Consider the following 23,940-nt stretch of genomic DNA (forward strand, 5'->3'; position numbering starts at 1 on the left):
GCGGCTGAGCCCACAACTGTGCACAAAGGGTGGCGATTAGGCTCGGGCGCGGCACGAAAGTGCCTCTCCTGCCACACCGCAACCTAAGGAACCAACTGATGGAGCTCGGTCTCGTCGGCCTCGGCAAGATGGGCGGCAACATGCGCGAGCGGATCCGCCGCGCGGGCCACACCGTCGTCGGATACGACCGCAACCCGGACCTCGCCGACGTCCACACCCTGGAAGAGCTTGTGGGCAAGCTCAGCGGGCCCCGTGTGGTGTGGGTGATGGTCCCGGCCGGGGCGCCGACCCAGTCCACGATCGACGAGCTGGCCGACCTGCTTGAGCCCGGTGACGTGGTCGTCGACGGTGGCAACTCCCGCTGGACGGACGACGAGAGGCACGCCGAGGAGCTGGCCGCCAAGGGCATCGGCTTCGTCGACTGCGGGGTCTCCGGCGGTGTCTGGGGCCTGGAGAACGGCTACGCGCTGATGTACGGCGGCGACGCCGAGCACGTCGAGAAGGTGCGGCCGGTCTTCGAGGCGCTCAAGCCCGAGGGCGACTTCGGTGCGGTGCACGCCGGCCGGGTCGGCGCGGGTCACTTCGCGAAGATGGTCCACAACGGCATCGAGTACGCGATGATGCAGGCCTACGCTGAGGGCTGGGAGCTCCTGGAGAAGGTCGAATCCGTCACGGATGTGCGCGAGGTCTTCCGCTCCTGGCAGGAGGGCACGGTCATCCGTTCCTGGCTGCTCGACCTCGCGGTGAACGCCCTCGACGGGGACGAGCACCTGGACCAGCTGAAGGGTTATGCACAGGACTCCGGCGAGGGCCGGTGGACGGTGGAGGCCGCGATAGACAACGCGGTGCCGCTGCCCGCGATCACCGCCTCGCTGTTCGCGCGGTTCGCCTCGCGGCAGGAGGACTCGCCGCAGATGAAGATGATCGCCGCGCTGCGCAACCAGTTCGGCGGCCACGCCGTAGAGGCGAAGTAGAGACGAAGTACCAGGTCACGGGGAGGTCGGCGAAACACCTATGCACGTCACGCATCTGTCGCTGGCCGACTTCCGTTCCTATGCCCGGGTCGAGGTCCCGCTCGACCCGGGCGTCACCGCCTTCGTGGGCCCCAACGGCCAGGGCAAGACCAACCTCGTCGAGGCCGTCGGCTATCTCGCCACCCTCGGCAGCCATCGGGTCGCCTCGGACGCTCCCCTGGTCCGGATGGGCGCCGAGCGGGCGGTCATCCGGGCGCAGGTCCGGCAGGGCGACCGGCAGCAGCTGGTCGAGCTGGAGCTCAACCCGGGCCGGGCCAACCGTGCCCGGATCAACAGGTCCTCGCAGGTCAGGCCGCGGGATGTGCTGGGGATCGTACGGACGGTGCTGTTCGCGCCGGAGGATCTCGCGCTGGTGAAGGGTGACCCGGGTGAGCGGCGGCGCTTCCTGGACGAGTTGATCACGGCGCGGTCGCCGCGGATGGCCGGTGTGCGGTCCGACTACGAGCGTGTCCTCAAGCAGCGGAACACGCTGTTGAAGAGCGCGGCCCTGGCCCGGCGGCACGGTGGCCGTTCCATGGATCTGTCCACGCTGGACGTGTGGGACCAGCACCTCGCGCGGGCCGGTGCCGAGCTGCTCGCCCAGCGGCTCGACCTGATCGCCGCGCTCCAGCCGCTCGCCGACAAGGCGTATGAGCAGCTGGCGCCGGGTGGTGGACCGGTCGCGCTGGAGTACAGGCCGTCGGCGCCCGGTGAGGCGCACACCCGTGAGGATCTGTACGCCCAGGTGATGGCGGCGCTGGCGGACGCCCGCAAGCAGGAGATCGAGCGGGGTGTCACGCTGGTCGGTCCGCACCGCGACGACCTGGTCCTCAAACTGGGGCAGCTGCCGGCCAAGGGCTATGCCTCGCACGGTGAGTCCTGGTCGTACGCGCTGGCGCTGCGCCTGGCGTCGTACGACCTGCTGCGTGCCGAGGGCAATGAGCCGGTGCTGGTGCTCGACGACGTGTTCGCCGAGCTGGACGCGCGGCGCCGGGAGCGGCTGGCGGAGCTGGTCGCGCCCGGGGAGCAGGTGCTGGTCACCGCTGCTGTGGACGACGATGTGCCGCATCTCCTGACGGGTGTGCGGTACGCGGTGGCGGACGGGGTGGTGGAGCGCGCATGAGCGCCGACGGATCCGCTCCGAAGAATCCGAAGAAGGAGCCTTCCGGTGTCGACCTGGCGCGTGTGGCGCTCAGGGCGGCGAAGGAGGCGGCACGCGCGCGTGGTGACGCGGCGCAGCAGCGGAAGCAGGCGCGGCGCGGTGGTCTGCGTTCCGGCGCGCGCGCCGACGGCCGCGATCCCATGGCGCTGGGTTCGGCGATCAACCGGTTGATCACCGAGCGCGGCTGGGAGACGCCGGCCGCGGTGGGTGGGGTGATGGGCCGCTGGCCGCAGATCGTGGGCGAGGATCTCGCCAAGCACTGTGTGCCGCAGCGGTACGACGAGGACGAGCGGGTGCTGGTCGTCCAGTGCGATTCCACGGCCTGGGCGACCCAGCTGCGCCATCTCTCTCCCGCGCTGGTCGCACGCCTGAACGAGGACCTGGGGCACGGCACCGTACGGATGATCAAGGTGCTCAATCCCGGCGGTCCGCCCCGGCGCTACGGCCCGCTGCGCGCCCCCGGGAGCACCGGTCCCGGCGATACCTACGGGTGACTTGCGTCACGTCATCAGCCGAGTGTGGAGCCTTCGTGCGGCCGCCTCGGCTGATCGTCGTACAACCGCACGCGGTTGCGAATCGCGACCTGACCCCGGAGTAGCCAAGGGTTGACAGCCGGAAGCGCTGAGTGCCTCTGTGAGCCTCTTGGAGCCCCCATCCGCATATCGGGAGTCGGCAGAGGCGGGTTCAGGGCGGCACATGCGGACTCAGGTACCGGCAACCCCCCATCACTGTCGGCGCTACCGGTAGACTGGGAGGCAATCCCGCCCCGAACGTGGGGACCGTCCGGGAAAAGCTGAGCAACGCTGATCAAGGCTTACCAACGCAACACGCCGCAGCCGCTCCGGCAACCCGCCGACGAGCCCGGCTCGTGCTGTGCCAGAAAGGGCGCTTCGTGGCCGATTCCGGCAACCCCAACGAGAACATCCCGTCCACCGACGCCGGCGCGAACGGTGAGGTCACCGCCTCCTATGACGCCAGTGCCATCACCGTGCTCGAAGGGCTGGACGCGGTCCGCAAGCGACCCGGTATGTACATCGGCTCCACCGGTGAACGCGGTCTCCACCACCTCGTGTACGAGGTGGTGGACAACTCCGTCGACGAGGCTCTGGCGGGCCATGCGGACACCATCGACGTGACGATCCTGGCCGACGGCGGCGTGCGTGTCGTCGACAACGGCCGCGGCATCCCCGTCGGCATCGTGGCGTCCGAGGGCAAGCCGGCCGTCGAGGTCGTGCTGACCGTGCTGCACGCGGGCGGCAAGTTCGGCGGTGGCGGTTACGCCGTCTCCGGCGGTCTGCACGGTGTGGGTGTCTCCGTCGTGAACGCCCTGTCGTCCAAGGTGTCGGTCGAGATCAGGACCGACGGTCACCGCTGGACGCAGGACTACAAGCTGGGCGTCCCGACGGCTCCGCTGGCGCAGCACGAGGAGACGGGCGAGACCGGCACCTCGGTCACGTTCTGGGCGGACCCGGACATCTTCGAGACCACCGAGTACTCCTTCGAGACGCTTTCGCGGCGCTTCCAGGAGATGGCCTTCCTCAACAAGGGCCTGACGATCCGGCTCACCGACGAGCGCGAGTCGGCGAAGGCCGTCGCCGGCGCCGACGAGGCGGGCGCGGACGAGAAGGCCGAGGACAAGACCGTCACGTACCACTACGAGGGCGGCATCGTCGACTTCGTGAAGTACCTCAACTCCCGCAAGGGCGACGTGGTGCACCCGACGGTGATCGACCTGGAGGCCGAGGACAAGGACAAGAGCCTGTCCCTCGAGGTCGCCATGCAGTGGAACAGCGGCTACAGCGAGGGTGTGTACTCGTTCGCCAACATCATCCACACGCATGAGGGCGGCACCCACGAGGAGGGCTTCCGTGCGGCGCTTACCTCGCTGATCAACAAGTACGCGCGCGACAAGAAGCTGCTGCGTGAGAAGGACGACAACCTCACCGGTGACGACATCCGCGAGGGTCTGACCGCGATCATCTCGGTCAAGCTGAGCGAGCCGCAGTTCGAGGGGCAGACGAAGACCAAGCTGGGCAACACGGAGGCCAAGACCTTCGTGCAGAAGGCGGTCTACGAGCACCTGAACGACTGGCTGGACCGCAACCCGGTCGAGGCGGCGGACATCATCCGCAAGGGCATCCAGGCGGCCACCGCGCGCGTGGCGGCCCGCAAGGCCCGGGATCTCACCAGGCGCAAGGGCCTCCTGGAGAGCGCGTCGCTGCCGGGCAAGCTCTCCGACTGCCAGTCGAACGACCCCACCAAGTGCGAGATCTTCATCGTCGAGGGTGATTCCGCCGGCGGTTCGGCCAAGTCCGGCCGCAACCCGCAGTACCAGGCGATCCTCCCGATCCGGGGCAAGATCCTCAACGTCGAGAAGGCGCGGATCGACAAGATCCTGCAGAACCAGGAGATCCAGGCGCTGATCTCCGCGTTCGGCACGGGTGTGCACGAGGACTTCGACATCTCGAAGCTCCGCTATCACAAGATCATTCTGATGGCGGACGCCGACGTCGACGGCCAGCACATCTCCACCCTGCTGCTGACCTTCCTGTTCCGCTTCATGCGGCCGCTGGTCGAGGCCGGGCACGTGTACCTCTCCCGCCCGCCGCTCTACAAGATCAAGTGGGGTCGGGACGACTCCGAGTACGCGTACTCGGACCGTGAGCGCGACGCGCTCATCGAGATGGGGCGGCAGCGCGGCAAGCGCGTCCGCGAGGACTCGATCCAGCGCTTCAAGGGTCTCGGAGAGATGAACGCCGAGGAGCTGCGCATCACCACGATGGACCAGGAGCACCGGGTCCTCGGCCAGGTCACCCTCGACGACGCCGCCCAGGCCGACGACCTGTTCTCGGTCCTGATGGGCGAGGACGTCGAGGCCCGCCGCGCGTTCATCCAGCGCAACGCCAAGGACGTCCGCTTCCTCGACATCTGAGTCGGTCTCAGCTGACCGCACCAGGAAGGATCTTCACCGGCCATGACCGACGAGAACACTCCCGTCACCCCTGAAGAGGGCGGCGAGGTCGCGATGCGTGTCGAGCCCGTCGGGCTCGAGACGGAGATGCAGCGCTCGTACCTGGACTACGCGATGTCCGTCATCGTGTCCCGTGCGCTGCCCGACGTCCGCGACGGCCTCAAGCCCGTGCACCGCCGCGTCCTGTACGCGATGTACGACGGCGGCTACCGCCCCGAGCGCGGCTTCTACAAGTGCGCCCGTGTCGTCGGCGACGTCATGGGCAACTACCACCCGCACGGCGACTCCTCGATCTACGACGCCCTGGTGCGCCTCGCCCAGCCGTGGTCGATGCGGATGCCGCTGGTGGACTCCAACGGCAACTTCGGCTCCCCGGGCAACGACCCGGCGGCCGCCATGCGGTACACCGAGTGCAAGCTGGCGCCGCTGTCGATGGAGATGGTCCGTGACATCGACGAGGAGACCGTCGACTTCACGGACAACTACGACGGCCGCTCCCAGGAGCCGACCGTCCTGCCGGCCCGCTTCCCGAACCTGCTGATCAACGGCTCCGCCGGGATCGCGGTCGGCATGGCGACCAACATCCCGCCGCACAACCTGCGCGAGGTCGCGGCCGGTGCCCAGTGGTACCTGGAGAACCCGGAGGCCTCGCACGAGGAGCTCCTGGACGCGCTGATCGAGCGGATCAAGGGCCCCGACTTCCCGACCGGCGCGCTGGTCGTCGGCCGCAAGGGCATCGAGGAGGCGTACCGCACGGGTCGCGGCTCGATCACGATGCGCGCGGTCGTCGAGGTGGAGGAGATCCAGAACCGCCAGTGCCTGGTGGTCACGGAGCTGCCGTACCAGACCAACCCCGACAACCTCGCGCAGAAGATCGCCGACCTGGTGAAGGACGGCAAGGTCGGCGGTATCGCCGACGTCCGCGACGAGACCTCCTCGCGCACCGGCCAGCGGCTGGTCATCGTGCTGAAGCGGGACGCGGTCGCCAAGGTCGTCCTGAACAACCTGTACAAGCACACCGACCTTCAGTCGAACTTCGGCGCCAACATGCTGGCGCTGGTCGACGGTGTGCCGCGCACGCTCTCCCTGGACGCGTTCATCCGGCACTGGGTGACGCACCAGATCGAGGTCATCGTCCGCCGTACGCGCTTCCGGCTGCGCAAGGCCGAGGAGCGGGCGCACATCCTGCGCGGTCTGCTGAAGGCGCTGGACGCGATCGACGAGGTCATCGCGCTGATCCGGGCCAGCGACACGGTCGAGATCGCGCGTACGGGCCTGATGGGGCTCCTGGAGATCGACGAGATCCAGGCCAACGCCATCCTGGAGATGCAGCTGCGCCGGCTGGCCGCCCTGGAGCGCCAGAAGATCATCCAGGAGCACGACGAGCTCCAGGCGAAGATCACCGAGTACAACGCGATCCTGGCCTCGCCGGAGCGCCAGCGCGGCATCGTCAGCGCCGAGCTCGCGGCGATCGTCGAGAAGTTCGGCGACGACCGCAAGACCATGCTGGTCCCCTACGACGGTGACATGTCCATCGAGGACCTGATCGCCGAGGAGGACATCGTCGTCACGGTCTCGCGCGGCGGGTACGTCAAGCGGACCAAGACCGTCGACTACCGGGCGCAGAAGCGCGGCGGCAAGGGCGTGCGCGGTACGAAGCTGAAGGAAGACGACATCGTCGACCACTTCTTCGTCTCGACCACGCACCACTGGCTGCTGTTCTTCACCAACAAGGGCCGGGTGTACCGGGCCAAGGCGTACGAGCTGCCGGACGCCGGACGTGACGCGCGTGGTCAGCACGTGGCGAACCTGCTGGCCTTCCAGCCGGACGAGGCGATCGCCGAGATCCTCGCCATCCGCGACTACGACGCGGCGCCCTACCTGGTGCTCGCCACCAAGGCCGGTCTGGTCAAGAAGACGCCTCTGAAGGATTACGATTCGCCCCGTTCCGGCGGTGTCATCGCGATCAACCTGCGGGAGCGCGAGGACGGTTCCGACGACGAACTGATCGGAGCCGAACTGGTCTCGGCGGACGACGATCTGCTTCTGATCAGCAAGAAGGCACAGTCGATCAGGTTCACCGCCTCCGACGACACTCTGCGCCCCATGGGCCGTGCCACCTCGGGTGTCAAGGGCATGAGTTTCCGCGAGAGCGATGAACTTCTGTCGATGAATGTTGTTCGACCCGGTACGTTCGTGTTCACTGCCACCGACGGGGGGTACGCGAAGCGGACCCGTGTCGACGAGTACCGCGTCCAGGGGCGCGGCGGCCTCGGCATCAAGGCCGCCAAGATCGTGGAGGACCGCGGTTCGCTCGTCGGCGCGTTGGTCGTCGAGGAGAACGACGAGATCCTCGCCATCTCCCTGTCCGGCGGTGTGATTCGTACGCGAGTCAGCGGGGTCAGGGAGACGGGCCGTGACACCATGGGCGTCCAACTGATCAACCTGGGCAAGCGCGATGCCGTGGTCGGCATCGCACGTAACGCCGAGGCCGGCAGCGAGGCGGAGGAAGTCGACGGTGAGGACACCGTGGACGAGACCGCCGAGATCGCCGAGGGTGTCGAGACCAGCGGTACGGACGAGGGTGAGGCGCCCTCGGCCGAGTAGCACGAGGAGAGAGTCATCGTGAGCGGAGCCACGGGCGCCGGATCGGCCGGTACCTCCACGGGTACGGACGCGGACGGCGGCGGCCGTGGCTCCGCCGCGTCCGGCGGGGCCGCCGGGGGCGGTGCGCAGCCGATGGACACGCACACCACGCAGCTGAAGGCGGTCAAGGCGTCCGCGCCGGATGAGCAGGGAACCCAGGGGGGAACCGTGACCGACACCCGAGGCCAGGCCGCGGCGGGCGCTCAGCCGGCGTCCGCGCAGCAGCCGAACGCCTCCCCGCTGCCCGGGGAACGGCACTCGGAGCAGCCCGCCGGGCCCTACCACCCGCCGCAGGCCTACCCGGCGACGCAGACCCCGCAGGCCCCCGCGGGGACGCCTGCGGGGGCGGTACGACGGCCGCGCACCGGCGCCGGGGCACGCACCGCGCCACGCACCCGCAAGGCCCGGCTGCGGGTCGCCAAGGCCGATCCGTGGTCGGTGATGAAGGTCAGCTTCCTGCTCTCCATCGCGCTGGGGATCTGCTCGATCGTGGCGTCGGCGGTGCTGTGGATGGTCCTGGACGCGATGGGCGTGTTCTCGACGGTCGGCGGCACGATCTCGGAGGCCACGGGCTCGAACGAGTCGAACGGCTTCGACCTCCAGTCGTTCCTGTCCCTCCCGCACGTCCTGATGTTCACGGCGATCATCGCGGTCATCGACGTCGTCCTCGCGACGGCGCTGGCGACCCTCGGCGCGTTCATCTACAACCTGTCCGCCGGCTTCGTCGGCGGCATCGAGCTGACCTTGGCCGAGGACGAGTAACCGGAGTTCAAACCTCTGCTGACGATCCCCCGACAACCGATTTTGGGACTGCCCCGGTCGTGCGCTAATCTTCAGGAGTCAGCGTGCGGGACACACACCGCAGAGCGCGGCGGGGCTATAGCTCAGTTGGTTAGAGCGCATCCCTGATAAGGATGAGGCCACAGGTTCAAATCCTGTTAGCCCCACCAGCGAAAAGACCCCCGGATCATCGGTCCGGGGGTCTTTTGACACCATCGGTTGACACCAACAGCGGCGATCAGCCGATGAGCGGATCTTCCAGCAGCTCCGCGAGCATCCCGACGGCCTCCCGCTCACTGTCGCCGACCACGTGCGTGTAGACGTCCATGGTCATGCTGATCTGGCTGTGCCGGAGGATCGCCTGAGCGACCTTGGGGTGCACCTTCAGGAACGCGAGCAGCGTCCCGCAGGTGTGCCGAGCGAGCCGGACCGTGATGCGACGGACGCCGGCGCGCTTCACGAGCCGCCCGAAGGTCCGCGAGAAGCCCACCGGATCGAGCATGCCGCCATGCTCGGACGAGAAGATCAGGTCTTGATCCGGCTCCTGAGCCCAGTGCTCACCGGCGATCTTCCGTTCCAGCTCTTGCAGCTCTCGCCGCTCTTCCAGGGCGCGGGCGCAGAACTCCGGCATGGGGAGCACCGCCTGTGACGACTCGGTCTTGAGATCCTTGAGGACCAGACCGACGCCCTTCTCACGCTGCACCTGCTTGACCGGCGTGAACTGCCGCCCCTCGAAATCGACGTCCCGCCACCGCAGACCCAGCACCTCACTACGGCGGAGACCGAGCACCAGGACGAGCACACAGGCCGCGTAGAGGCGGTGCGCACGAGCCGCACGGAGGAACGTGACCGCCTCACGGGCGTTCCACGCCGTGCCCTTGTCCTTGCTGACCTTGGGCATGTCAACCAGGAGAGCGACGTTGCGCGTCAGCAGCTCTTCGCGGATGGCCCGGTTGAGGGCGTTCCGGAGCACACGGAGCACCTCGAACCGCGTGGGCGCCGGCACCTTGTCGCGCTTCAACGTGGCCATGAAGGCGCGGACCTGGGCAGGAGTCAGCTTGACCAGCGACTTCTTACCGAGGTGCGGCATCAGGTACAGCCGGACCTTGGACTCGTACTTGACGTACGTGTTGTGCTCGGAGTCCGGCTCAACGATGTGCTCCAGCCAGTAGGCCAGCCACTCCCCGAGCGACCAGGAACGGGAAGGCACCGGGACGCCGTTGCGCTCTTGGTCTTGGAGCTTGCCGAGCTTCTCGTTGGCTTCGTCCCACGTGGTGCCGTACACGGTCTTGCGGACCCGGTTGCCGTCCGTGTCGGTGACGTACGCGCGGCCCATGTACCGGCCGTCCGCCCGCTTTGAGATCGTGCCGCCGCCGTTGGGGCGCCTCTTGGCCATCAGACGCCCCTCTCAATCTGCCCGCGGATGAAGTCCCCGACCGAGTCAGCCGGGATGCGACGGCAGCCGTCGACTTTGATCGAGACCAGGCGGTGAGTACGGATCAGGTCGTAGACCTTGGTCCGGCCGACCTTGAGACTCGCCATGACCTCGGGCACGGTCAGCAACTCGGGGGCAGCGGTGGTCACGCGGCGACTCCTTCCAGGTCGAACAGGGCGGGTAGTTCCTCGCGGGCGCTCTCGCGGTTGAGCTGGATCTCCCGGCGGAAGTTCGCGGCAAGCCAGGATTCGCCGGGGGTGTGGCCGTGGCCGGCGTAGGTCCAGTGGGCGAGGGTGAGCGTGGTTGCCTCCGTGTCGTCGGGGTCGGGCAGGCCGAGGGCTTGGCGTTGCTGGGCGGCGCGGTAGTCGGCGCGGGTCTGGCGGAGGGCGCCGAGGGTGGTGGAGTAGCGGCGGGACTTGGTCGAGAAGTGGCCCCGGAAGCCGAGCATGTGAGCCCAGTCGCGGAGCTTGCGGTCCGGGTAGAGGGCGTGCAGGTCGAGGCATGCGGCGATGAGCCGGGCGGGGTGGTCGGGTACGTCGAGCAGGACCAGAGCCTCTTTGTTGCCGATGCGGCGGTCGACGGTGCCGGTGGTCTCGGCGGCTTTGGTGGCGTACTTGGCGACGTAGGAGGCGACGGCCTGTTCGGTGATCTCCTCGCCGTGGCCGAAGGCGCCGATCGGCTGTACGTCGAGCTGAGTGCCCCAGCGCAGCAGGCGGGCGGGCTGGTCTCCCGCGGGCGGTACGTCGACAGCGACGCGGGCGGCGGCCGCGCGGATCGCGTCGGTGAGGACGTCGAAGGTGGCCCAGGCCGGCGGCGGGCTGTCGGGTCCGTCCGGTCCGTCGAAGCGGATCACGGCGTGGAAGTGGACGGCACCGCGTTTCTGGTATTCGGCGACCTTGCCGAAGGCGACGCGGGACTGAGCGTGCGCTTCCTTCTGCGTGAGCCCGACGCGGCGGGCGATCTCGCGGCGCAGGTAGATCGTGAAGTACCGCCACAGCTCGGAGGCGTGGTTGTTCCACAGCACGGCGCCCGCGTAGTCGTACGTCTCGGGGGCGAGCGGGGTGCCGAGTTCGGGCGCGTCCTCACCGTGGCGGATGCCGCAGCGGCAGGGCCGGTTGCCAGGCCGGTTGTGGACCGGACCGAACGAGGGCGCGGTAAGCGTGGTGAAGACGCGGGGGTGGTCGCGGATGGTCTCAGGGGTGCCCTTGGCGGGGTCGCCGACGAGCCCGGCGCGGATCAGGTGGTAGGTGTCTCCGGCGTAGGTCCAGGCGCAGGACGGGCAGCGCGAGGCACGGCGGTTGCCGCACGCGATCCGCAGCCGGCCGCCGGGTTCCGTGTCGGTCGAGTAGGAGTGCAGCACGTAGCCCGTGGCCGCGTCGCGGGTGACGGTGGAGCCTTCCAGGTGGATCGGGTCGGAACAACCGCCGGTACGGCGGATCTGGTCCTGGATGCGGTCGAAGCCGGCGGACCCGGCCAGCCTCAGCACGTCGGTGAGGGTGGCCGGGTCCAGGCCCGCCAGGGTGGCGGTGTCGGTCACGCAGCCACCTCCAGAGAGGCCGGGACCATGGGACGCAGCACGGCGGCGGCCAACGGTGCCGGTACTGCATTGCCGATCTGCTCGAACCGCTTCGTACGGGAGCCGGCCCACGGGTAGTCGCTGGGGAAGCCCTGGAGAACGGCGGCTTCCTCGACGGCCAGGCGGCGAATAGGCGTGCCGTCCGGGTCGATCCACGAGACGTCGTTGAGTGCCTTGGCGAACAGCAGCGTGGGCGCCGGCTGGTCGAGGCGGCGGCGGGTGGCGGCCGGTCGGTTGCCGACCTTCAGCAGCCAGGACCGGGCACGGCCGGTGATGGCCCAGGACGGGCCGGTGGTCGGGAAGCGGCTACCGCCGGTGGTGTGGTTCCCACGGGTGTGTACGACGGCGGGCGGGCAGCCCAGGACGTCGCCCATGGTCCGCCAGGGCGGCAGGCCGGTGCCGAAGAGGTCGTCGGGGGTGCCGCCGTCGGCGTGGGTGGGGTCCGGGGGCAGGGCCGGGCGGGTGCGGGAGGCGATCAGGAAGGCGCGGCGGCGGGTCTGGGCGAGGCCGAAGTCCGCAGCGTTGAGGACGCCGGTCCACGTCGAGTAGCCGGCGGCGGCCAAGAGGTGGGCGGTGTGCTCGAACAACGGCAGCACCGCAGGGACTTCCTCCAGCGCCACCCACTGGGGATGCGGGTCCAGGGCGTAACGCAGAGGTTCGACCACTAGCAGGGAGCGCATGTCGGCGCAAGCGGCCCGCAGGGTCTCGCGGGGGTCCCTCCCGCGGGCGAGGTCGTCCAACGCCTGATGGCACAGGGGCAGGTCGTCGTTCCCGGCGCGTAGACCGGCCGCGCTGAACGTCTGGCAGGGCGGGGAGCCGATCAGCCCGGACACCTTCCCGCGGAGCGGCTTGGTGGGGTAGGCGGCGACGTCGGCGCGGATCGTGGCGTGCCCGGCAGCCGCACGGGTCGCGCAGACCACGGGGTCGATCTCGATACCGACTTCCCGCACGCCCAGGGCGCTCAAGCCCTGGGACCAGCCGCCAGGACCGGCGAAGAGGTCGAGGACGGTCACGGCGTTCACCGGCCCTTCCGGTGGGCGGGGCCGTGGTTGGCGGTGTAGCCGTCGACCAGTGCCTTGACCTGGGTGTCGCCCTTGGCGGTGGCGCGGGCGCCGCAGTGGCAGACCGCCGACGCGGTGGCGGGCTCGGATGGGGAAGGCTTGCTGACGTGCAGGCCGGGGCGGTCCGGGGTCGGGGTGAGGTCAGCCACGGCCGGTCACCTCCGGCATATCGGCGGTCATGGCGTCCAGGGCGCCGGCGGCTTCGATCGCGGCGGCGGCGAGGTTGCGCAGGGCCTCGGAGGTGCCGGGGGCGGCGAGAAGCGCGATCTCGACGCTGTCGCCGCCGATGCGGAGGCTGACGAAGGGGTAGGCGCGGTCCGCGAACGGCGTGACGCGGAAACGGGTGTCCGGCTCGATGTGGGCCGAGACGGTGACGTTCTCCATGGCCGTCACCTCCCGGTCCGGGCGAGCGCCGGAGCGGGGGCGGTCGTGCCGGTGCCGTGGCAGACCGGGCAGTCGACGGTGAGGGTGGTGCGGGTGCCGTCCGGGTTGCGGGTGCCGGTGGTGATGGCGACGACGGGGAAGCCGTCGCAGTCGCGGCAGGGGCGCGGGTTCGGGGTGTTCCGGGGCATGATGGGACTTCCCTTTCGGGTCCGTTGGATCAGGAATGGGTGCAGGCGCCCGGAGCGGCGGAAGTTTGGCGACCGAGGCCGCTCCGGGGGCCGTTCAGCGCTGGTTGTTGAGGTCCTTCAGCAGCGACTTGAGGACGACCGCCACCACGGCCACCGAGACGGCGGTGATGGCGACGGCGAGGAGCATGGAGACCAGGACCGCGCCGACGACCAGGACCACGGCACCGCCGCCTGCCGCGAGGGCGAGCGTGGAGCCGGGGGTGAGCTGGATGGTCGGCTTGGCCGGGGCCGGAGCCACATGCGCGACCGGAGCCGGAGCGGCCGGGGCGACGGGCGCCTGAACGGTGATCTGGGGCGCGGTGGCCGGCGGAGCGGTGTCCGGGGTCGGGTACTTCGGGGTGAACATCAGCGGTTATCCCTTCGGGATCAGGTGCACTTGTGGGTGCGGGCTGCGAGTTCGGCGGCGGACCGGTCGAAGTGCTCGGCCGAAAAACCGCACTTGGGCGCGGTGCACACGGCGGTGTGTTTGATCTGGCCACGGCCGTTGTTGAACGTGCCGACCAGGACGAGCCCGATACGGATCACGTCGTAGAAGCGGTTCGGGCGCACGGTGGAAGCTCCTTGTCTGTCAGGCGAGTTGGGCGACGATGGCGCCGGCGAGGTCTTCCGGGACGCCGAGGCGGGCGCGCAGGGTGGCCGCGTCGATCTCGGCTCCGGTGCGGGCGCGGTGTTCGGTGGCGACCTTGCGGGCGTGGTCGATCAGGGCCGGGGGCACGGTCACCGATGCCTTGGGCAGCGCCGGGACGGGCTCCGGCTCGGAGATCTCGGCAGCGGGCTCGGGTGTCTGGGGGCGGTCGACTTCGACCACTGCACGCGGCTTCGACACCGGCTCGGGGGCCGACGCGGGCGCCGGGTCCGGGTCGGGAGTGGGGGCGGCGTGCTGGTGGGCGAGCAGGGTGCCGCCGAGGAAGGCCAGGGCCGGCCAGCCCGCGACGCCGAGGCGGAGCAGGGCGGGTGGGTGTTCCATGTCGAGGAAGCCGGCCGTGGCGATGTTGGCGCCGAGCGAGGCGACCAGGGCGACCAGGAACCAGCACCAGGCCAGCCGTGACCGGTGGGCCCGCAGCCGGCGCCACGCGGCGACCAGCAGCAGGTCGACGCTGATCGGGTAGGCCCAGGCTTTCCATCCGGTCTGGCCGGCGGCTTGGGCAAGGTCGTGCAGGTGGGCGAAGGACAGCGCACCCGCGATCACAGCCTGAACGAGTACCGCGTCCGGACGGATCGAGCGCTTCATGTCTTCACCTCCTTCAGGGCGTTGGTACAGGTCAGGTGGACTATTCGGGGGCTTCGCCGGAGCCGAGGCAGTTCAGGCAGAACCCCGTCTGCTGGCCGACCGTGCGGTGCTTGCGGCCGACCTGGACCGTGCGGGAGACCTCGCCCGTGCCCTTGCAGACCAAGCACTCGGCGGGCTTCGGCTCCGGGGTCTTCTTCCTGGCCATGAGCGATCTCCTTTCGGTTTCGGGCATGGAGCGGGTAGGGACCTGGCGCGAAGCGGTCGCGCCGACCGGAGTGCAAGTGGGGGATTACTCGGTGACCGGCTCCGGGATCACCAGCGCGGGAGCCTTGACCGGCTCGCTGCGGACCACGGGCCGGAACGGGTCCAGGAACGGCAGGTCCGGGGTCAGGTCCGCGAAGTCGCGGCAAACGGCAGCCGCTTCGTCGGGTGTGATCTCGGGGGTACGGATGCGGGACCAGCCACCGGAGGTGTCGCCGGCCACCGCGACGCCGGGACGGTCCGCACGGATCCCGGTCACCGCCGTCACCGCGTCCGGGGCGATGTCCCCCAGACCCATCTCAGCGGTCTGCTTGTCGTTGACCCGGTGCACCACTCGGCCGGTGAGCTGGGCGCGCAGGGCGGTCGCGCCCCTGCCGAGGTCGGAGCCGAAGCGCTGCCCGCAGACCTCCAGGAAGATACCGACAGCACGGGCCATCTGGCCCAGCCGCACCAGTTGCATGACGGTGTGGTCGCGGGCCGCCTCTTCCTTCTTCGAGGTCACCAGGAACAGCTCTGCGATCTCGTCTATGAGGACGACCAGCGGCACCGGGCGGATGTCCTCCGGGAGCTTCCACAACTCCGAGGCCCTGTGGACGGCGAGCAGGTCGAAGCGCTCTTCCATCTCACGCACGAGCGCATCGATCAGGAGGCCGGCGGACTGCGGATCCGTCGCCAGCGCCGACAGGCGCGGGGCGAAGTGGGACTGTTCCACACCGCGCTTGCAGTCGATCCCGACAAGCCCGACCGGCAGTCGAGCCAGCCCCGTCACCAGGTTGCGCTGATACATGGACTTGCCCGACAGGGTGGCGCCCAGGGTCAGCGCCATGGGGACCTTGCGGTAGTCCCGCACGTACACCGAGCCGTCTTCCCGCAGTGCGACCGGGACGACCAGGTCACGGGGCTTGGCGGTACGAGGCATGCGGACCCGGTTGAGGACGTCGTAGCCGGTCATCCGCAGTTCCACAAAGCCGGGCTTGGTCTCGGACACGGTCACCGACCGCACCCCGAAGGCGTGCCGAAGCCGCTCCGAGGACGCGGCGATGTCCGCCGGTTCCAGACCGGCCGGGAGTCGCAGGGTCACCCGAAGTCCGGTCGAGGTGCCCCGCACCCGGCGGACCTTCGGCGGGACCGGCCGCACCTCGGCGTGAGCGATGTTGCGGGTCATGAAGGCCCGCAGGCGGGACGGCTGTACCGTCAGCCCGCAGACTTCCATGGTCGAGTGGTACGTCCAGGTGAAGCGGCCCCAGGTGACCGGCAGGCCGACCAGCGACCAGTACACGCGCGGGGCGCGGACCTTCGCGTAGCCGATCCCGCCGGCACCGGCAGCGACGGTGCCCAGTTCCAGCCAGGGCGTGACGTCGGTCATGGTCAGGCCCCCAGCGGGGTGACCGCGACCGCGCGGAACGAGATTCCGTGGCGCTTCTCGCCGTTGAACGTGTTCTCCCAGTCGCGGGCCTTGAGGCCGGTCACGGCGACCATGGTGCCCGGCGCGAGTCCCTCCGGGAGCCCGGTCTCCGGGACGGTGACCTGGTAGAGGTTGCCCTCTCCCTCGTCCGAGACCAGCAGGCCCACGGTGGACATGCCCACGTTGGGGTTGTCCCGGTCCACGGCCCGCTCACCGGTCCGCTTGTTGACCATCTTCGGTTCCGGGGCAGTCGCCACGAACACCACAGCGGTCGAAAGGTCGACCTTGAAAGACGGCATGAGCACATCCCTCGTTTCGGGAGATCGCCCGGTGCGACCTCTCTAGACATCTCCATTGGAGCGCAACCTGTATAGAGACGTCAAGGGAATCTGTATAGAGATGTTGGGCGGACGCGATTCGGGCTACACGCATGAGGTGCGCCTGGAGCCGCACGGGTGCGAGGGTAGATGCATGCCCTAGGCTGTCTAGAGAAGAGAGGAGGGCTTCCGAATGGCCACCACCGACGACGACCGTCGGCCGAAGTACCAGCGGATCGCAGACTCCCTGCGCGAGGCGATCCAGTCGGGCGAATACGGTCCCGGTGATCGGCTTCCGGGAGAGAATGAGCTGATGGCCGCGCATGGCGTGGCTCGCATGACGGCACGTCAGGCGTTGGGCGTGCTCAAGGACGAAGGTGTTGCCGAGGCCCGCAAGGGCGCCGGCGTTTTCGTCCGGTCCTTCCGACCGCTGCGGCGCCGAGGTATCCAGCGGCTTTCCGAGGAGCAGTGGGGCAGCGGTCGATCCATCTGGGCGGCCGACACGGAGAACCGCACGCTCGAAGTGGACCAGGTGGCAGTGTCGGAGGAAGCCGCCCCGGAGAACATCGGGCGTGTGCTTGACCTTGCCGATGCGGAGACGGTGTGCGTCCGCCGGCGGCGGTACGTCCTGGATGGGAAACCCGTACTGCTGGCGACCAGTTACCTCCCCACATCAGTGGTGGGAGGCTCCGCCATCACACACGCGGATCCGGGGGCAGGTGGGATTTACGCCCGACTAGCCGAACTCGGCTACAAGCCGGTGCACTTCCGCGAAGAGATCCGCTCGCGCATGCCCTCGAAGGATGAGGCGTCGCAGTTGGGCATCTCCTCCGGTACACCCGTCATCCTGATCTGCCGGACCGCATTCGCGGACGAAGGGCGCCCGGTCGAGATCAACGAGATGACCTTGGACGCGGCCTCTTACATCCTGGAGTACGACTTCGACGCGTAGGCCGACGCGGATCTTGTTACAGGTTTCTCTACCTCATCAAGCCGGCTGCGCTCCGCTCCGCCGGGCGCGCTCCCGGCTCCGCCGCGGGCGCCGCTCCTGCCTTCGGCCCGCTCCGCCCGCGCTGCGCCGACGCGCGCCCACGAGGCTAGCCGGGGCATGAGTCGATCACCGTAGAGAAGCGGCCACGGTCAGAACAGCCTCCGGCGGGGGCGCTCAGGCTCCGAGATGGCGGGGGGGCGCCGTTCGCGAGTGCCGGCGGACAGTGGCGTGCGCGGGGTGCTCCCATCCCGCCTGCCATCGACCCAGGCAGAGCCGAGCAGACGCGGCCCATGGCGTCCAGGTCGTTCGTACAGTGGCGCGCTCCACCTGGACGCCATGAACCACGCCCGCTCCACGGTGTGTGGGCCGACGGCAGACGGGATGGGAGCTGGGGAGAGTGGTGGATTGAGGTAGTTGGTTGTGAGGACCGGCCACCGGCCGTCACCGCATCAATCCGGCCAACGTTGGCGTTAGTACGGCAGAGATCTTCCGCGAGTTTGGGTGAGCCAGAGCGAGTTTCGCCGAGGGAGCCCGAGTCTGAGGCCAAGCGCCTCGTTGCCGAATATGGCGGCTCTCAACGGGGCTAGATAGGGGCTGGAGAGACTCGCTGCTACGGTCTCTCGCGAGCTCAACTAGCACGCGGCGTCAAGTGTCAAGCGGCTCAGGGAAGTTGCTTGGAGGTGCCTGCTAGAGTTAGCCAACTGCACACCGAAGACCCGTCCGGCGTCTGTCTTCCACCACGTCCGCCGACGGGTCAAACGATGTATGGACGGAGTCAACTTGTCAGACGAAGCCCAACAAAATCTCACCGTATCTACAGAAGCATTGTCCAGCAATGCTTCTAGGAGGAGACGCTACAGGAGTTATGTCGGCCGACACAACTACGAGGAGTGGCGGACGCCGAGCAGTGTAGCGACATTGATCACTGCCGTGGCCGCCCTGGTGACCGCCTGCACCCCTCTGCTCATTCGGCTCCTCTGACGTGCTGCTCGCCTGTCCACAGCGGGACTTGGGCGCTGTTGTCAAGGGTTAGTGTTTCGGCTGACACCAGTGACTGACACCAACAGACACGAACAGCAGCGGCCGGCGCCGAACCGCATCGGACGATGGGTCTAGTTGCTAGGGCGGTTGATCGATGTCGACGGACCCCTGTGATCGACCTGATAAGGATGAGGCCACAGGTTCAAATCCTGTTAGCCCCACCAGCACGAAGGCCCCCGGTCCGGATGGATCGGGGGTCTTTGGCGTTGGTGGGTGTCGGTGGCCGGGGTGTTTCGCGTCCGGCTCCGGGTATGAAAGGCCCGGTCGCTGGCGACGGGGGATGCACCAGCGACCGGGTTACGGTCAGCCTAACAAGGTGGCCTGTGCGACGGGAGTCAACTTCTCGGCCGTCGTGAGCAGTTGTGATCGGGATCACTCAAAGGCTGTCATGCGGAGAGCCGGTTCAGTCGCCGCAGGGCGGGTCGTAGGCGAGGCGGGGGAGGTACTCCTGCCACTTCGCCTCGGTCAGGACGTTCCGGGTGACCGAGCAGATACGACTGACCGCCTGGTCGACGTCCAGGCTCCACAGCCGGACCGTGCCGGCGCCGCTGGAGACGCCCAGCATGTTGTTCTTCGGGCTGAAGGACAGGAAGTTGCCCGTCTTGGCGTTGGGGCTCATGGACTGGCCGATGGGGTGGGCGGAGGACGGGGACGAGACGTTCCAGAGGCGGACCGTGTTGTCGTTGCCGCCGCTGGCCAGGGTCCTGCCGTTCCGGCTGAAGGTCAGGGACACCACCGCCTCGGTGTGGCCGGTGAGGGCCGAGCCCAGCCGGGTGGCACGGGCCGGCTCCGAGACGTTCCAGAGGCGGACCGTGTCGTCGTCGCTGCCACTGGCCAGGGTCGCCCCGTCAGGGCTGTAGGCGAGGGTGTTGATGGGCCCCAGATGGCCCTCGAGAGGGCCGCCCAGGGCCTTGGCACGGGCCCGGTCCGAGACGTCCCAGAGCCGGACCGTGCCGTCCGCGCTGCCGCTCGCCAGGGTCCTGCCGTCAGGGCTGAAGACCAGCGCGTTGACGTAGCCGGTGTGGCCCTTGAGGGGCTCGCCGAGCCGTTTGGGGTGGGCCGGGTCCGTGATGTCCAGGAGCTGGACCGTGCGGTCGTCGTAGTCGGCGGCCACGGTGCGCCCGTCCGGGCTCAGCGCCAGTGCCTCGGCGCCCGCGTACCGGGTGTTCAGCCGGACGGGCGCACCGTACTGACTGGGGTGCGCGGGGTCGGAGACGTTCCACAGCTGCACCCAGTTGACGTCGTTCTCGCCGGTCATGATGACGAGGGTGCGGCCGTCGCGGGTGAACACCATCGAGCGCAGGTCCCGCCACCCGGTCCGGAACGGCTCGCCGAGCGCCGTCGGCCGGGCCGGATCCGTGATGTTCCACAGCCGCATCCGGCTGTCGCCGCCCCCGGTGGCCAGAACACGGCCGTCCGGGCTGAACGCCCCCGCCTCGCCGATCATGTCCGCCCCCGGGATCGACCACAGCCGTACCTTGCCGTCGCCGCTGCCGGTGGCGAGGGTGTGGCCGTCGGGGCTCCAGCCGACGGCGTACATCTCCCCGCTGCTGCCGGCGAGCGGCTCGCCCACCTGGGAGGGAAAGGCCGGGTTGCCGACGTTCCACACACTGGCCGTGGAGTCCGCGCTGCCCGCGGCGAGCATCGAGCCGTCGGGGCTGAAGGCCACCGACCAGACGGGCCCGGTGTGCCCGGTGAGCGGTCCGCCCAGGGCCTTGGCATGCGCCCGGTCGGTGACGTCCCACAGTCGTACGGTGTCGTCCTTGCTGCCGCTCGCGAGGGTATGGCCGTCCGGGCTGAAGGCCACGGAGTGCACGGTCCCGGTGTGCCCGGTCAGCGGCGCCCCGACACGCTCGGGGCGCCGGGGGTCGGAGACGTCGTACAGGAGGATCGAGTTGTCGTCGCTGCCGGCCGCGAGCGTGCGGCCGTCGGGGCTGAAGGCGAGGGAGCGGACGGCTTCGGTGTGACCGGTCAGCGCGCCGATCGAGGTGGGGTGGCGCGGGTTGTGCACGTCCCACAGGCGGACGGTGTGGTCCTCGTCGGCGGTGGCCAGGGTACGGCCGTCGGGGCTGAAGGCGACCAGGTAGATCGTGCCGTCGTGACCGCTCAGCGGGGTGCCCAGGGACGCCGGGTGGATCGGGTCGGACACGTTCCACAGGCGTACGGTGCCGTCGTCGCCGGCGCTGGCGAGGGTCCTGCCGTCCGGGCTGAAGACCGCGCTGGAGACCCAGCTCGTGTGGCCGAGCAACGGCTTGCCGAGGGCCTTGGGGCGGGTCGGGTCGCTCACGTCCCACAGGCGGACCGTGCGGTCGTAGGCGGCGGTGGCCAGTGTCTCGCCGTCGGGGCTGAAGGTGGTGAGGTAGACGGCGCCGGTGTGGCCGAGCAGCGGGGTGGCCAGCGGCGCGTTGACGATCGATATCAGACGGTTGTTGGCGCCTTCGTCGTCCGGACGCAGACCGTGTGCGACCAGGTCCAGCTGGGCGGAGAGCGCCGGGTCCGAGTACTGGAACCGGTCCGCCTCCGCGATCACCTGCTCGAACATCGCGTCGTCCCGCTGCTGCCGGGCGATCACGGCGGCGCCGGCGGCCAGCACCGCCAGCACGACCAGCGCCGACACGGCGATCCTGCTGATCCACACCGTGCGTCGGCGCAGTCGTACCGAAGCCGCCAGGAACTGCACCCCACTGCGGGTCAGGAAGGTGTCACCGGCCGACTTCGCCCAGGTGTGGGCCTGCTCCAGCCGTGAACCCCGGTACAGCAGTGCGGAGTCGTGGCCGGACTCGTCCCAGGACCGGCCGTCCTCCTCCAGACGCTGGCGCAGCAGATTGCCGTTGCGATCCTCGTCGAGCCACTCGCGCAACCGGGGCCAGGCGTGCAGCAGCGCCTCGTGAGTGATCTCCACGGTGTCCGCGTCGAGGGTCACAAGGCGGGCCCGGACCAGCGCTTCGAGCGACTCCTCCGTCTTGATCGGGTCGGTGGACTCCGCGGCCAGCTGGCGCCGGGTGGCACGCCTGCGGGTCGCCTGGGTGTCCTCGCCGAGGCGGACCAGGCGGAGCAGCAGCAGCCGGGCGGCGGTGCGGGCGGCCGGGTCCAGCCCGGACCAGGCACGCTCGGCGGTCGCGGCGACAGCGCCCTGGATACCGCCGGCCGCCCGGTAGCCGGCCAGCGTCAGGCGGCCCCCCTTGCGACGCTGCCAGGTGGCGAGCAGAGCGTGCGAGAGCAGCGGGAGGACGCCGGCGTCATGGGCGCCTCGCGGGCCGTCGGCGCTCACCTCGCGGACGATCAGCTCGGCGAGGCCGGGCTCCAGTTCCAGGCCCACCGCCTTGGCAGGGGCGGTCACGGCGTCGCGCAGCTCGGCGGTGGTCAGCGTGCCGAGCACCATGTGCCGGTGCTGGAGCGCGTCGGCCAGCTCGGGATAGCCGAGGCACTGCTCGTAGAAGTCGGCCCGGATGCCGAGGACGACCAGGGCAGGGGCTGGTTCGCCGGGGGCGGCGGAGGTGCTGGCCGTGTGCAGCAGCTGGACGAAGGTCCGCCGGTCCGCCTCGTCGGCGCACAGGGTGAAGGTCTCCTCGAACTGGTCCACGATCACCACAGGACGTGCCTTAGCGGGTCCCGAAGGCCATGTTTCACGTGAAACATCCTGGGCCTCGCGCTCGGCCCAGGCAGTGACCGCTTCCCGCACGCCCTCCGGATCGTCCAGGTCCGCCAGATCGGCCAGTTCCGGTATGCGGCGGGTCAGTTCCTTGACGGGGTCCGCTCCCGGGACGAGCTGGAGGACCTCGTGCGGGCGGTCCTCCTCGTCGGCCAGGGCGCCGTTCTGCAGGGCGGTGACCAGGCCGGCGTTCAGCAGCGAGGACTTACCCGCACCCGAGGCGCCGACCAGCATGACCAGACCGCCGCCCGCCTTCGCCGACCGGAGCTGGGCGACCAGGGCGTCGGTGCTGCGTTCCCGGCCGAAGAACCAGCGCGCGTCCTCACGGCGGTAGGAGGCCAGGCCCCGGTACGGGCAGACGCTGTCGACCGGCGGTGGCGCTTCCGTCTCCTCCGCCGACTCCGGCACGGGCAGCTCGCCGACCGGATCGGCCACGGCCCGCTCCCACAGCTTCTGCCACTGGGCCAGGTCGTACAACCCGGAGGAGACCGGCACCGGCTGGGAGCGCCGGGCCTGCGGGATGAGGACCTGGAGTACGGCGGAGAGAGCGGCGAACTGCGCGGGCACGTTCTTCGCCCGCCGCCAGTCGCTGATCCGCTGGGCGGAGACCCGCACGGGCCGGCCCCGCTCGTCGACGCGATGCAGTCGGCCGACCGCCTCGGCGACGCGTTTGAGCGGAGGATTGCCGGCCTCCTTGTACAGCAACGCGAGACGTTCCGCGAAGGCTGTGCGTGCCCCTGCGTCGGGACCCAAGGCTCTCCACCCCTTACTTCCCCCGCTGCTGGACATCCGGACCGGAAAACTCACTTTATATGGCTGACCTGCGGCGAAGCCCTGGACCGGACGTCATGGCCTCCTCAGATGTGCACCTCGACTGGCAGGATTTCGACGCAGTAAGGCGGTGGTCGGGCGTCGCCCGGCAGGCCCACCAGCTCAGCGTCCGCAGAGACAGTGCACGGCACCGCATGTTCTCGGTCAGGTTCCACCGGCGGTTACCCGCCGGAGTGGCGCGACGACAGCAGCTGCTCTCTCCGACTGGGCGGGCCCTACGGGGCCTGAGGTCACCCGCGCCGTTCGGCACCGGTCCCCACGTGGGGAGGGACCGGAGCCGAACGGCACGGGGGCACCGTGCAGCGTGGGGCGCCGCGGCATCCGGCGTGATGCGCTTGCGCGCCCTGAGCGCCGTGTCGTCGTGCGCCGCTGTGCCTCTGCGTGAGGTACCCGCACTCCTTCAGCGCCGTATCCAGCCCGCCGTACGCGCCGCCTCGACCGCCTGTTCCTCCGCGTCGTCGGCCGCCGTGTTCAGCGCCGTGTCCTGGCCCGCCGCGGTACCGCCTGCCGCCACCGCGGCCGCCCTGGACGCGGTGAGGGCGGCTCTCAGGGCCGCGGCCGCCTCGGGGCGGTCGTCCAGGGACCCGGCTACCTGTGCGGCCAGCGCGGCGGTGGCGGCGGCGTTGCGGGCGCAGCGGGCGTCCGCCGCCGGGTCGGCTGCGGTGTCCGCGAGGGCGGTGAGGGACTGGGCCGACAGCCGGAGCGCGTTCGCGGCCCGGCCGACCGGGCTCGTCGGCACGGCCTGGGCCGCGTCGGGGTCGACCCCCGCGTGGTGGCAGACGGCCAGTGCACGCGCGTAGGCGCGGTGCGCACGCGCGGAGTGCAGCGTTCTGAGCGACTCCGCCGAGTGACCAGTCATCTTCGCCTCCTTGCTGCTGCCGGGCGCGGGCAGGGCAGGGTGCCATGCCGGGCGTGAAGAGGCCATAGGCGTGCGA

At 69.7% G+C, this 23,940-nt stretch carries 22 protein-coding genes and 1 tRNA gene; 8 read left to right on the plus strand and 15 right to left on the minus strand.

Annotated features, from left to right (window positions below; genetic code table 11):
* Window positions 1-98: 98 nt before the first annotated feature.
* The 7 genes from gnd (at window position 99) to ACGFZQ_RS31060 (ending at window position 8,742) form a co-directional block, all read left to right on the plus strand.
* Window positions 99-974 carry a phosphogluconate dehydrogenase (NAD(+)-dependent, decarboxylating) gene (gnd, locus tag ACGFZQ_RS31030; RefSeq protein WP_393843093.1) on the plus strand — a complete coding sequence of 292 codons (876 nt, stop codon included), beginning with the start codon at window positions 99-101 and terminating at the stop codon, window positions 972-974.
* Window positions 975-1,014: 40 nt separating this feature from the next.
* Window positions 1,015-2,136 carry a DNA replication/repair protein RecF gene (gene recF, locus ACGFZQ_RS31035; protein ID WP_351748217.1) on the plus strand — a complete coding sequence of 374 codons (1,122 nt, stop codon included), beginning with the start codon at window positions 1,015-1,017 and terminating at the stop codon, window positions 2,134-2,136.
* Window positions 2,133-2,669, plus strand: coding sequence for a DUF721 domain-containing protein (locus ACGFZQ_RS31040; protein ID WP_393843094.1), 537 nt, complete (start codon window positions 2,133-2,135; stop codon window positions 2,667-2,669). The genes recF and ACGFZQ_RS31040 overlap by 4 nt, the downstream gene beginning before the upstream one ends.
* A 374-nt stretch (window positions 2,670-3,043) precedes the next feature.
* Complete coding sequence (gyrB, locus tag ACGFZQ_RS31045; RefSeq protein WP_393843095.1) at window positions 3,044-5,107, plus strand: DNA topoisomerase (ATP-hydrolyzing) subunit B; 2,064 nt, start codon at window positions 3,044-3,046, stop codon at window positions 5,105-5,107.
* 42 nt (window positions 5,108-5,149) lie between these two features.
* Window positions 5,150-7,753, plus strand: coding sequence for a DNA gyrase subunit A (gyrA, locus tag ACGFZQ_RS31050; protein ID WP_393843096.1), 2,604 nt, complete (start codon window positions 5,150-5,152; stop codon window positions 7,751-7,753).
* Window positions 7,754-7,771: 18 nt separating this feature from the next.
* A complete protein-coding gene (locus tag ACGFZQ_RS31055) occupies window positions 7,772-8,554 on the plus strand; it encodes a DUF3566 domain-containing protein (RefSeq protein ID WP_351748224.1) in 783 nt (260 codons plus the stop codon).
* Between the two features lie 111 nt (window positions 8,555-8,665).
* A tRNA-Ile gene (locus ACGFZQ_RS31060) sits at window positions 8,666-8,742 on the plus strand.
* Window positions 8,743-8,810: 68 nt separating this feature from the next.
* On the opposite strand, the gene ACGFZQ_RS31065 is transcribed toward ACGFZQ_RS31060, so the two are convergent.
* The 13 genes from ACGFZQ_RS31065 to ACGFZQ_RS31125 all read right to left on the minus strand — a co-directional run bounded on the left by ACGFZQ_RS31065 (window position 8,811) and on the right by ACGFZQ_RS31125 (window position 16,472).
* Window positions 8,811-9,968 carry a tyrosine-type recombinase/integrase gene (locus ACGFZQ_RS31065; protein ID WP_393843097.1) on the minus strand — a complete coding sequence of 386 codons (1,158 nt, stop codon included), beginning with the start codon at window positions 9,966-9,968 and terminating at the stop codon, window positions 8,811-8,813.
* On the minus strand, window positions 9,968-10,156 hold the full coding sequence (locus tag ACGFZQ_RS31070; RefSeq protein ID WP_385315931.1) for a helix-turn-helix domain-containing protein: 189 nt from the start codon (window positions 10,154-10,156) through the stop codon (window positions 9,968-9,970). Before ACGFZQ_RS31070 ends, ACGFZQ_RS31065 begins: the two co-directional genes overlap by 1 nt.
* Window positions 10,153-11,544: a replication initiator protein RepSA gene (gene repSA, locus ACGFZQ_RS31075; protein WP_393843098.1), complete on the minus strand. Its 1,392-nt coding sequence runs from the start codon at window positions 11,542-11,544 to the stop codon at window positions 10,153-10,155. Before repSA ends, ACGFZQ_RS31070 begins: the two co-directional genes overlap by 4 nt.
* The gene (locus tag ACGFZQ_RS31080) at window positions 11,541-12,605 is read right to left on the minus strand and encodes a DNA cytosine methyltransferase (protein ID WP_393843099.1); all 1,065 of its coding nucleotides are present in this window, start codon (window positions 12,603-12,605) and stop codon (window positions 11,541-11,543) included. The genes repSA and ACGFZQ_RS31080 overlap by 4 nt, the downstream gene beginning before the upstream one ends.
* Complete coding sequence (locus tag ACGFZQ_RS31085) at window positions 12,602-12,793, minus strand: hypothetical protein (protein WP_393843100.1); 192 nt, start codon at window positions 12,791-12,793, stop codon at window positions 12,602-12,604. Before ACGFZQ_RS31085 ends, ACGFZQ_RS31080 begins: the two co-directional genes overlap by 4 nt.
* Window positions 12,786-13,028 carry a hypothetical protein gene (locus ACGFZQ_RS31090; protein WP_393843101.1) on the minus strand — a complete coding sequence of 81 codons (243 nt, stop codon included), beginning with the start codon at window positions 13,026-13,028 and terminating at the stop codon, window positions 12,786-12,788. Before ACGFZQ_RS31090 ends, ACGFZQ_RS31085 begins: the two co-directional genes overlap by 8 nt.
* A gap of 5 nt (window positions 13,029-13,033) precedes the next feature.
* A complete protein-coding gene (locus tag ACGFZQ_RS31095; RefSeq protein WP_393843102.1) occupies window positions 13,034-13,216 on the minus strand; it encodes a hypothetical protein in 183 nt (60 codons plus the stop codon).
* 94 nt (window positions 13,217-13,310) lie between these two features.
* The gene (locus ACGFZQ_RS31100; RefSeq protein ID WP_393843103.1) at window positions 13,311-13,622 is read right to left on the minus strand and encodes a SpdD protein; all 312 of its coding nucleotides are present in this window, start codon (window positions 13,620-13,622) and stop codon (window positions 13,311-13,313) included.
* 20 nt (window positions 13,623-13,642) lie between these two features.
* On the minus strand, window positions 13,643-13,825 hold the full coding sequence (locus ACGFZQ_RS31105; protein ID WP_393843104.1) for a mobile element transfer protein: 183 nt from the start codon (window positions 13,823-13,825) through the stop codon (window positions 13,643-13,645).
* Between the two features lie 19 nt (window positions 13,826-13,844).
* Window positions 13,845-14,507: a DUF2637 domain-containing protein gene (locus tag ACGFZQ_RS31110; protein WP_393843105.1), complete on the minus strand. Its 663-nt coding sequence runs from the start codon at window positions 14,505-14,507 to the stop codon at window positions 13,845-13,847.
* Window positions 14,508-14,547: 40 nt separating this feature from the next.
* Window positions 14,548-14,712, minus strand: coding sequence for a hypothetical protein (locus tag ACGFZQ_RS31115; RefSeq protein ID WP_393843106.1), 165 nt, complete (start codon window positions 14,710-14,712; stop codon window positions 14,548-14,550).
* Between the two features lie 84 nt (window positions 14,713-14,796).
* Window positions 14,797-16,134, minus strand: a complete 1,338-nt coding sequence (locus tag ACGFZQ_RS31120) for an FtsK/SpoIIIE domain-containing protein (RefSeq protein ID WP_393843107.1) — start codon at window positions 16,132-16,134, stop codon at window positions 14,797-14,799.
* Between the two features lie 2 nt (window positions 16,135-16,136).
* Window positions 16,137-16,472 (minus strand): hypothetical protein, encoded by a 336-nt coding sequence (locus tag ACGFZQ_RS31125; protein WP_362559180.1) that lies wholly within the window; start codon window positions 16,470-16,472, stop codon window positions 16,137-16,139.
* Between the two features lie 211 nt (window positions 16,473-16,683).
* Between ACGFZQ_RS31125 and ACGFZQ_RS31130 the strand changes: the two genes are divergently transcribed.
* Complete coding sequence (locus ACGFZQ_RS31130; RefSeq protein WP_393843108.1) at window positions 16,684-17,442, plus strand: GntR family transcriptional regulator; 759 nt, start codon at window positions 16,684-16,686, stop codon at window positions 17,440-17,442.
* Between the two features lie 1,483 nt (window positions 17,443-18,925).
* Here the strand turns inward: ACGFZQ_RS31130 and ACGFZQ_RS31135 are convergent.
* Window positions 18,926-22,963, minus strand: a complete 4,038-nt coding sequence (locus tag ACGFZQ_RS31135) for an AAA family ATPase (protein WP_393843258.1) — start codon at window positions 22,961-22,963, stop codon at window positions 18,926-18,928.
* A gap of 442 nt (window positions 22,964-23,405) precedes the next feature.
* Complete coding sequence (locus tag ACGFZQ_RS31140; RefSeq protein WP_393843109.1) at window positions 23,406-23,864, minus strand: hypothetical protein; 459 nt, start codon at window positions 23,862-23,864, stop codon at window positions 23,406-23,408.
* Window positions 23,865-23,940: the final 76 nt, after the last annotated feature.

The sequence above is a fragment of the Streptomyces sp. NPDC048254 genome (genome assembly GCF_043201895.1).
Classification (GTDB): domain Bacteria; phylum Actinomycetota; class Actinomycetes; order Streptomycetales; family Streptomycetaceae; genus Streptomyces.

Excerpts from the sequence above, each read along its gene's own strand:
- ACGFZQ_RS31120 (WP_393843107.1), bottom strand. The coding sequence starts at position 16,134 with ATGACCGACGTCACGCCCTGGCTGGAACTGGGCACCGTCGCTGCCGGT.
- gyrA (WP_393843096.1), top strand. The coding sequence starts at position 5,150 with ATGACCGACGAGAACACTCCCGTCACCCCTGAAGAGGGCGGCGAGGTC.
- ACGFZQ_RS31095 (WP_393843102.1), bottom strand. The coding sequence starts at position 13,216 with ATGCCCCGGAACACCCCGAACCCGCGCCCCTGCCGCGACTGCGACGGC.
- ACGFZQ_RS31125 (WP_362559180.1), bottom strand. The coding sequence starts at position 16,472 with ATGCCGTCTTTCAAGGTCGACCTTTCGACCGCTGTGGTGTTCGTGGCG.
- ACGFZQ_RS31065 (WP_393843097.1), bottom strand. The coding sequence starts at position 9,968 with ATGGCCAAGAGGCGCCCCAACGGCGGCGGCACGATCTCAAAGCGGGCG.
- ACGFZQ_RS31100 (WP_393843103.1), bottom strand. The coding sequence starts at position 13,622 with ATGTTCACCCCGAAGTACCCGACCCCGGACACCGCTCCGCCGGCCACC.
- ACGFZQ_RS31110 (WP_393843105.1), bottom strand. The coding sequence starts at position 14,507 with ATGAAGCGCTCGATCCGTCCGGACGCGGTACTCGTTCAGGCTGTGATC.
- ACGFZQ_RS31135 (WP_393843258.1), bottom strand. The coding sequence starts at position 22,963 with ATGTCCAGCAGCGGGGGAAGTAAGGGGTGGAGAGCCTTGGGTCCCGAC.
- gnd (WP_393843093.1), top strand. The coding sequence starts at position 99 with ATGGAGCTCGGTCTCGTCGGCCTCGGCAAGATGGGCGGCAACATGCGC.
- ACGFZQ_RS31115 (WP_393843106.1), bottom strand. The coding sequence starts at position 14,712 with ATGGCCAGGAAGAAGACCCCGGAGCCGAAGCCCGCCGAGTGCTTGGTC.
- recF (WP_351748217.1), top strand. The coding sequence starts at position 1,015 with ATGCACGTCACGCATCTGTCGCTGGCCGACTTCCGTTCCTATGCCCGG.
- ACGFZQ_RS31140 (WP_393843109.1), bottom strand. The coding sequence starts at position 23,864 with ATGACTGGTCACTCGGCGGAGTCGCTCAGAACGCTGCACTCCGCGCGT.
- ACGFZQ_RS31090 (WP_393843101.1), bottom strand. The coding sequence starts at position 13,028 with ATGGAGAACGTCACCGTCTCGGCCCACATCGAGCCGGACACCCGTTTC.
- ACGFZQ_RS31130 (WP_393843108.1), top strand. The coding sequence starts at position 16,684 with ATGGCCACCACCGACGACGACCGTCGGCCGAAGTACCAGCGGATCGCA.
- ACGFZQ_RS31040 (WP_393843094.1), top strand. The coding sequence starts at position 2,133 with ATGAGCGCCGACGGATCCGCTCCGAAGAATCCGAAGAAGGAGCCTTCC.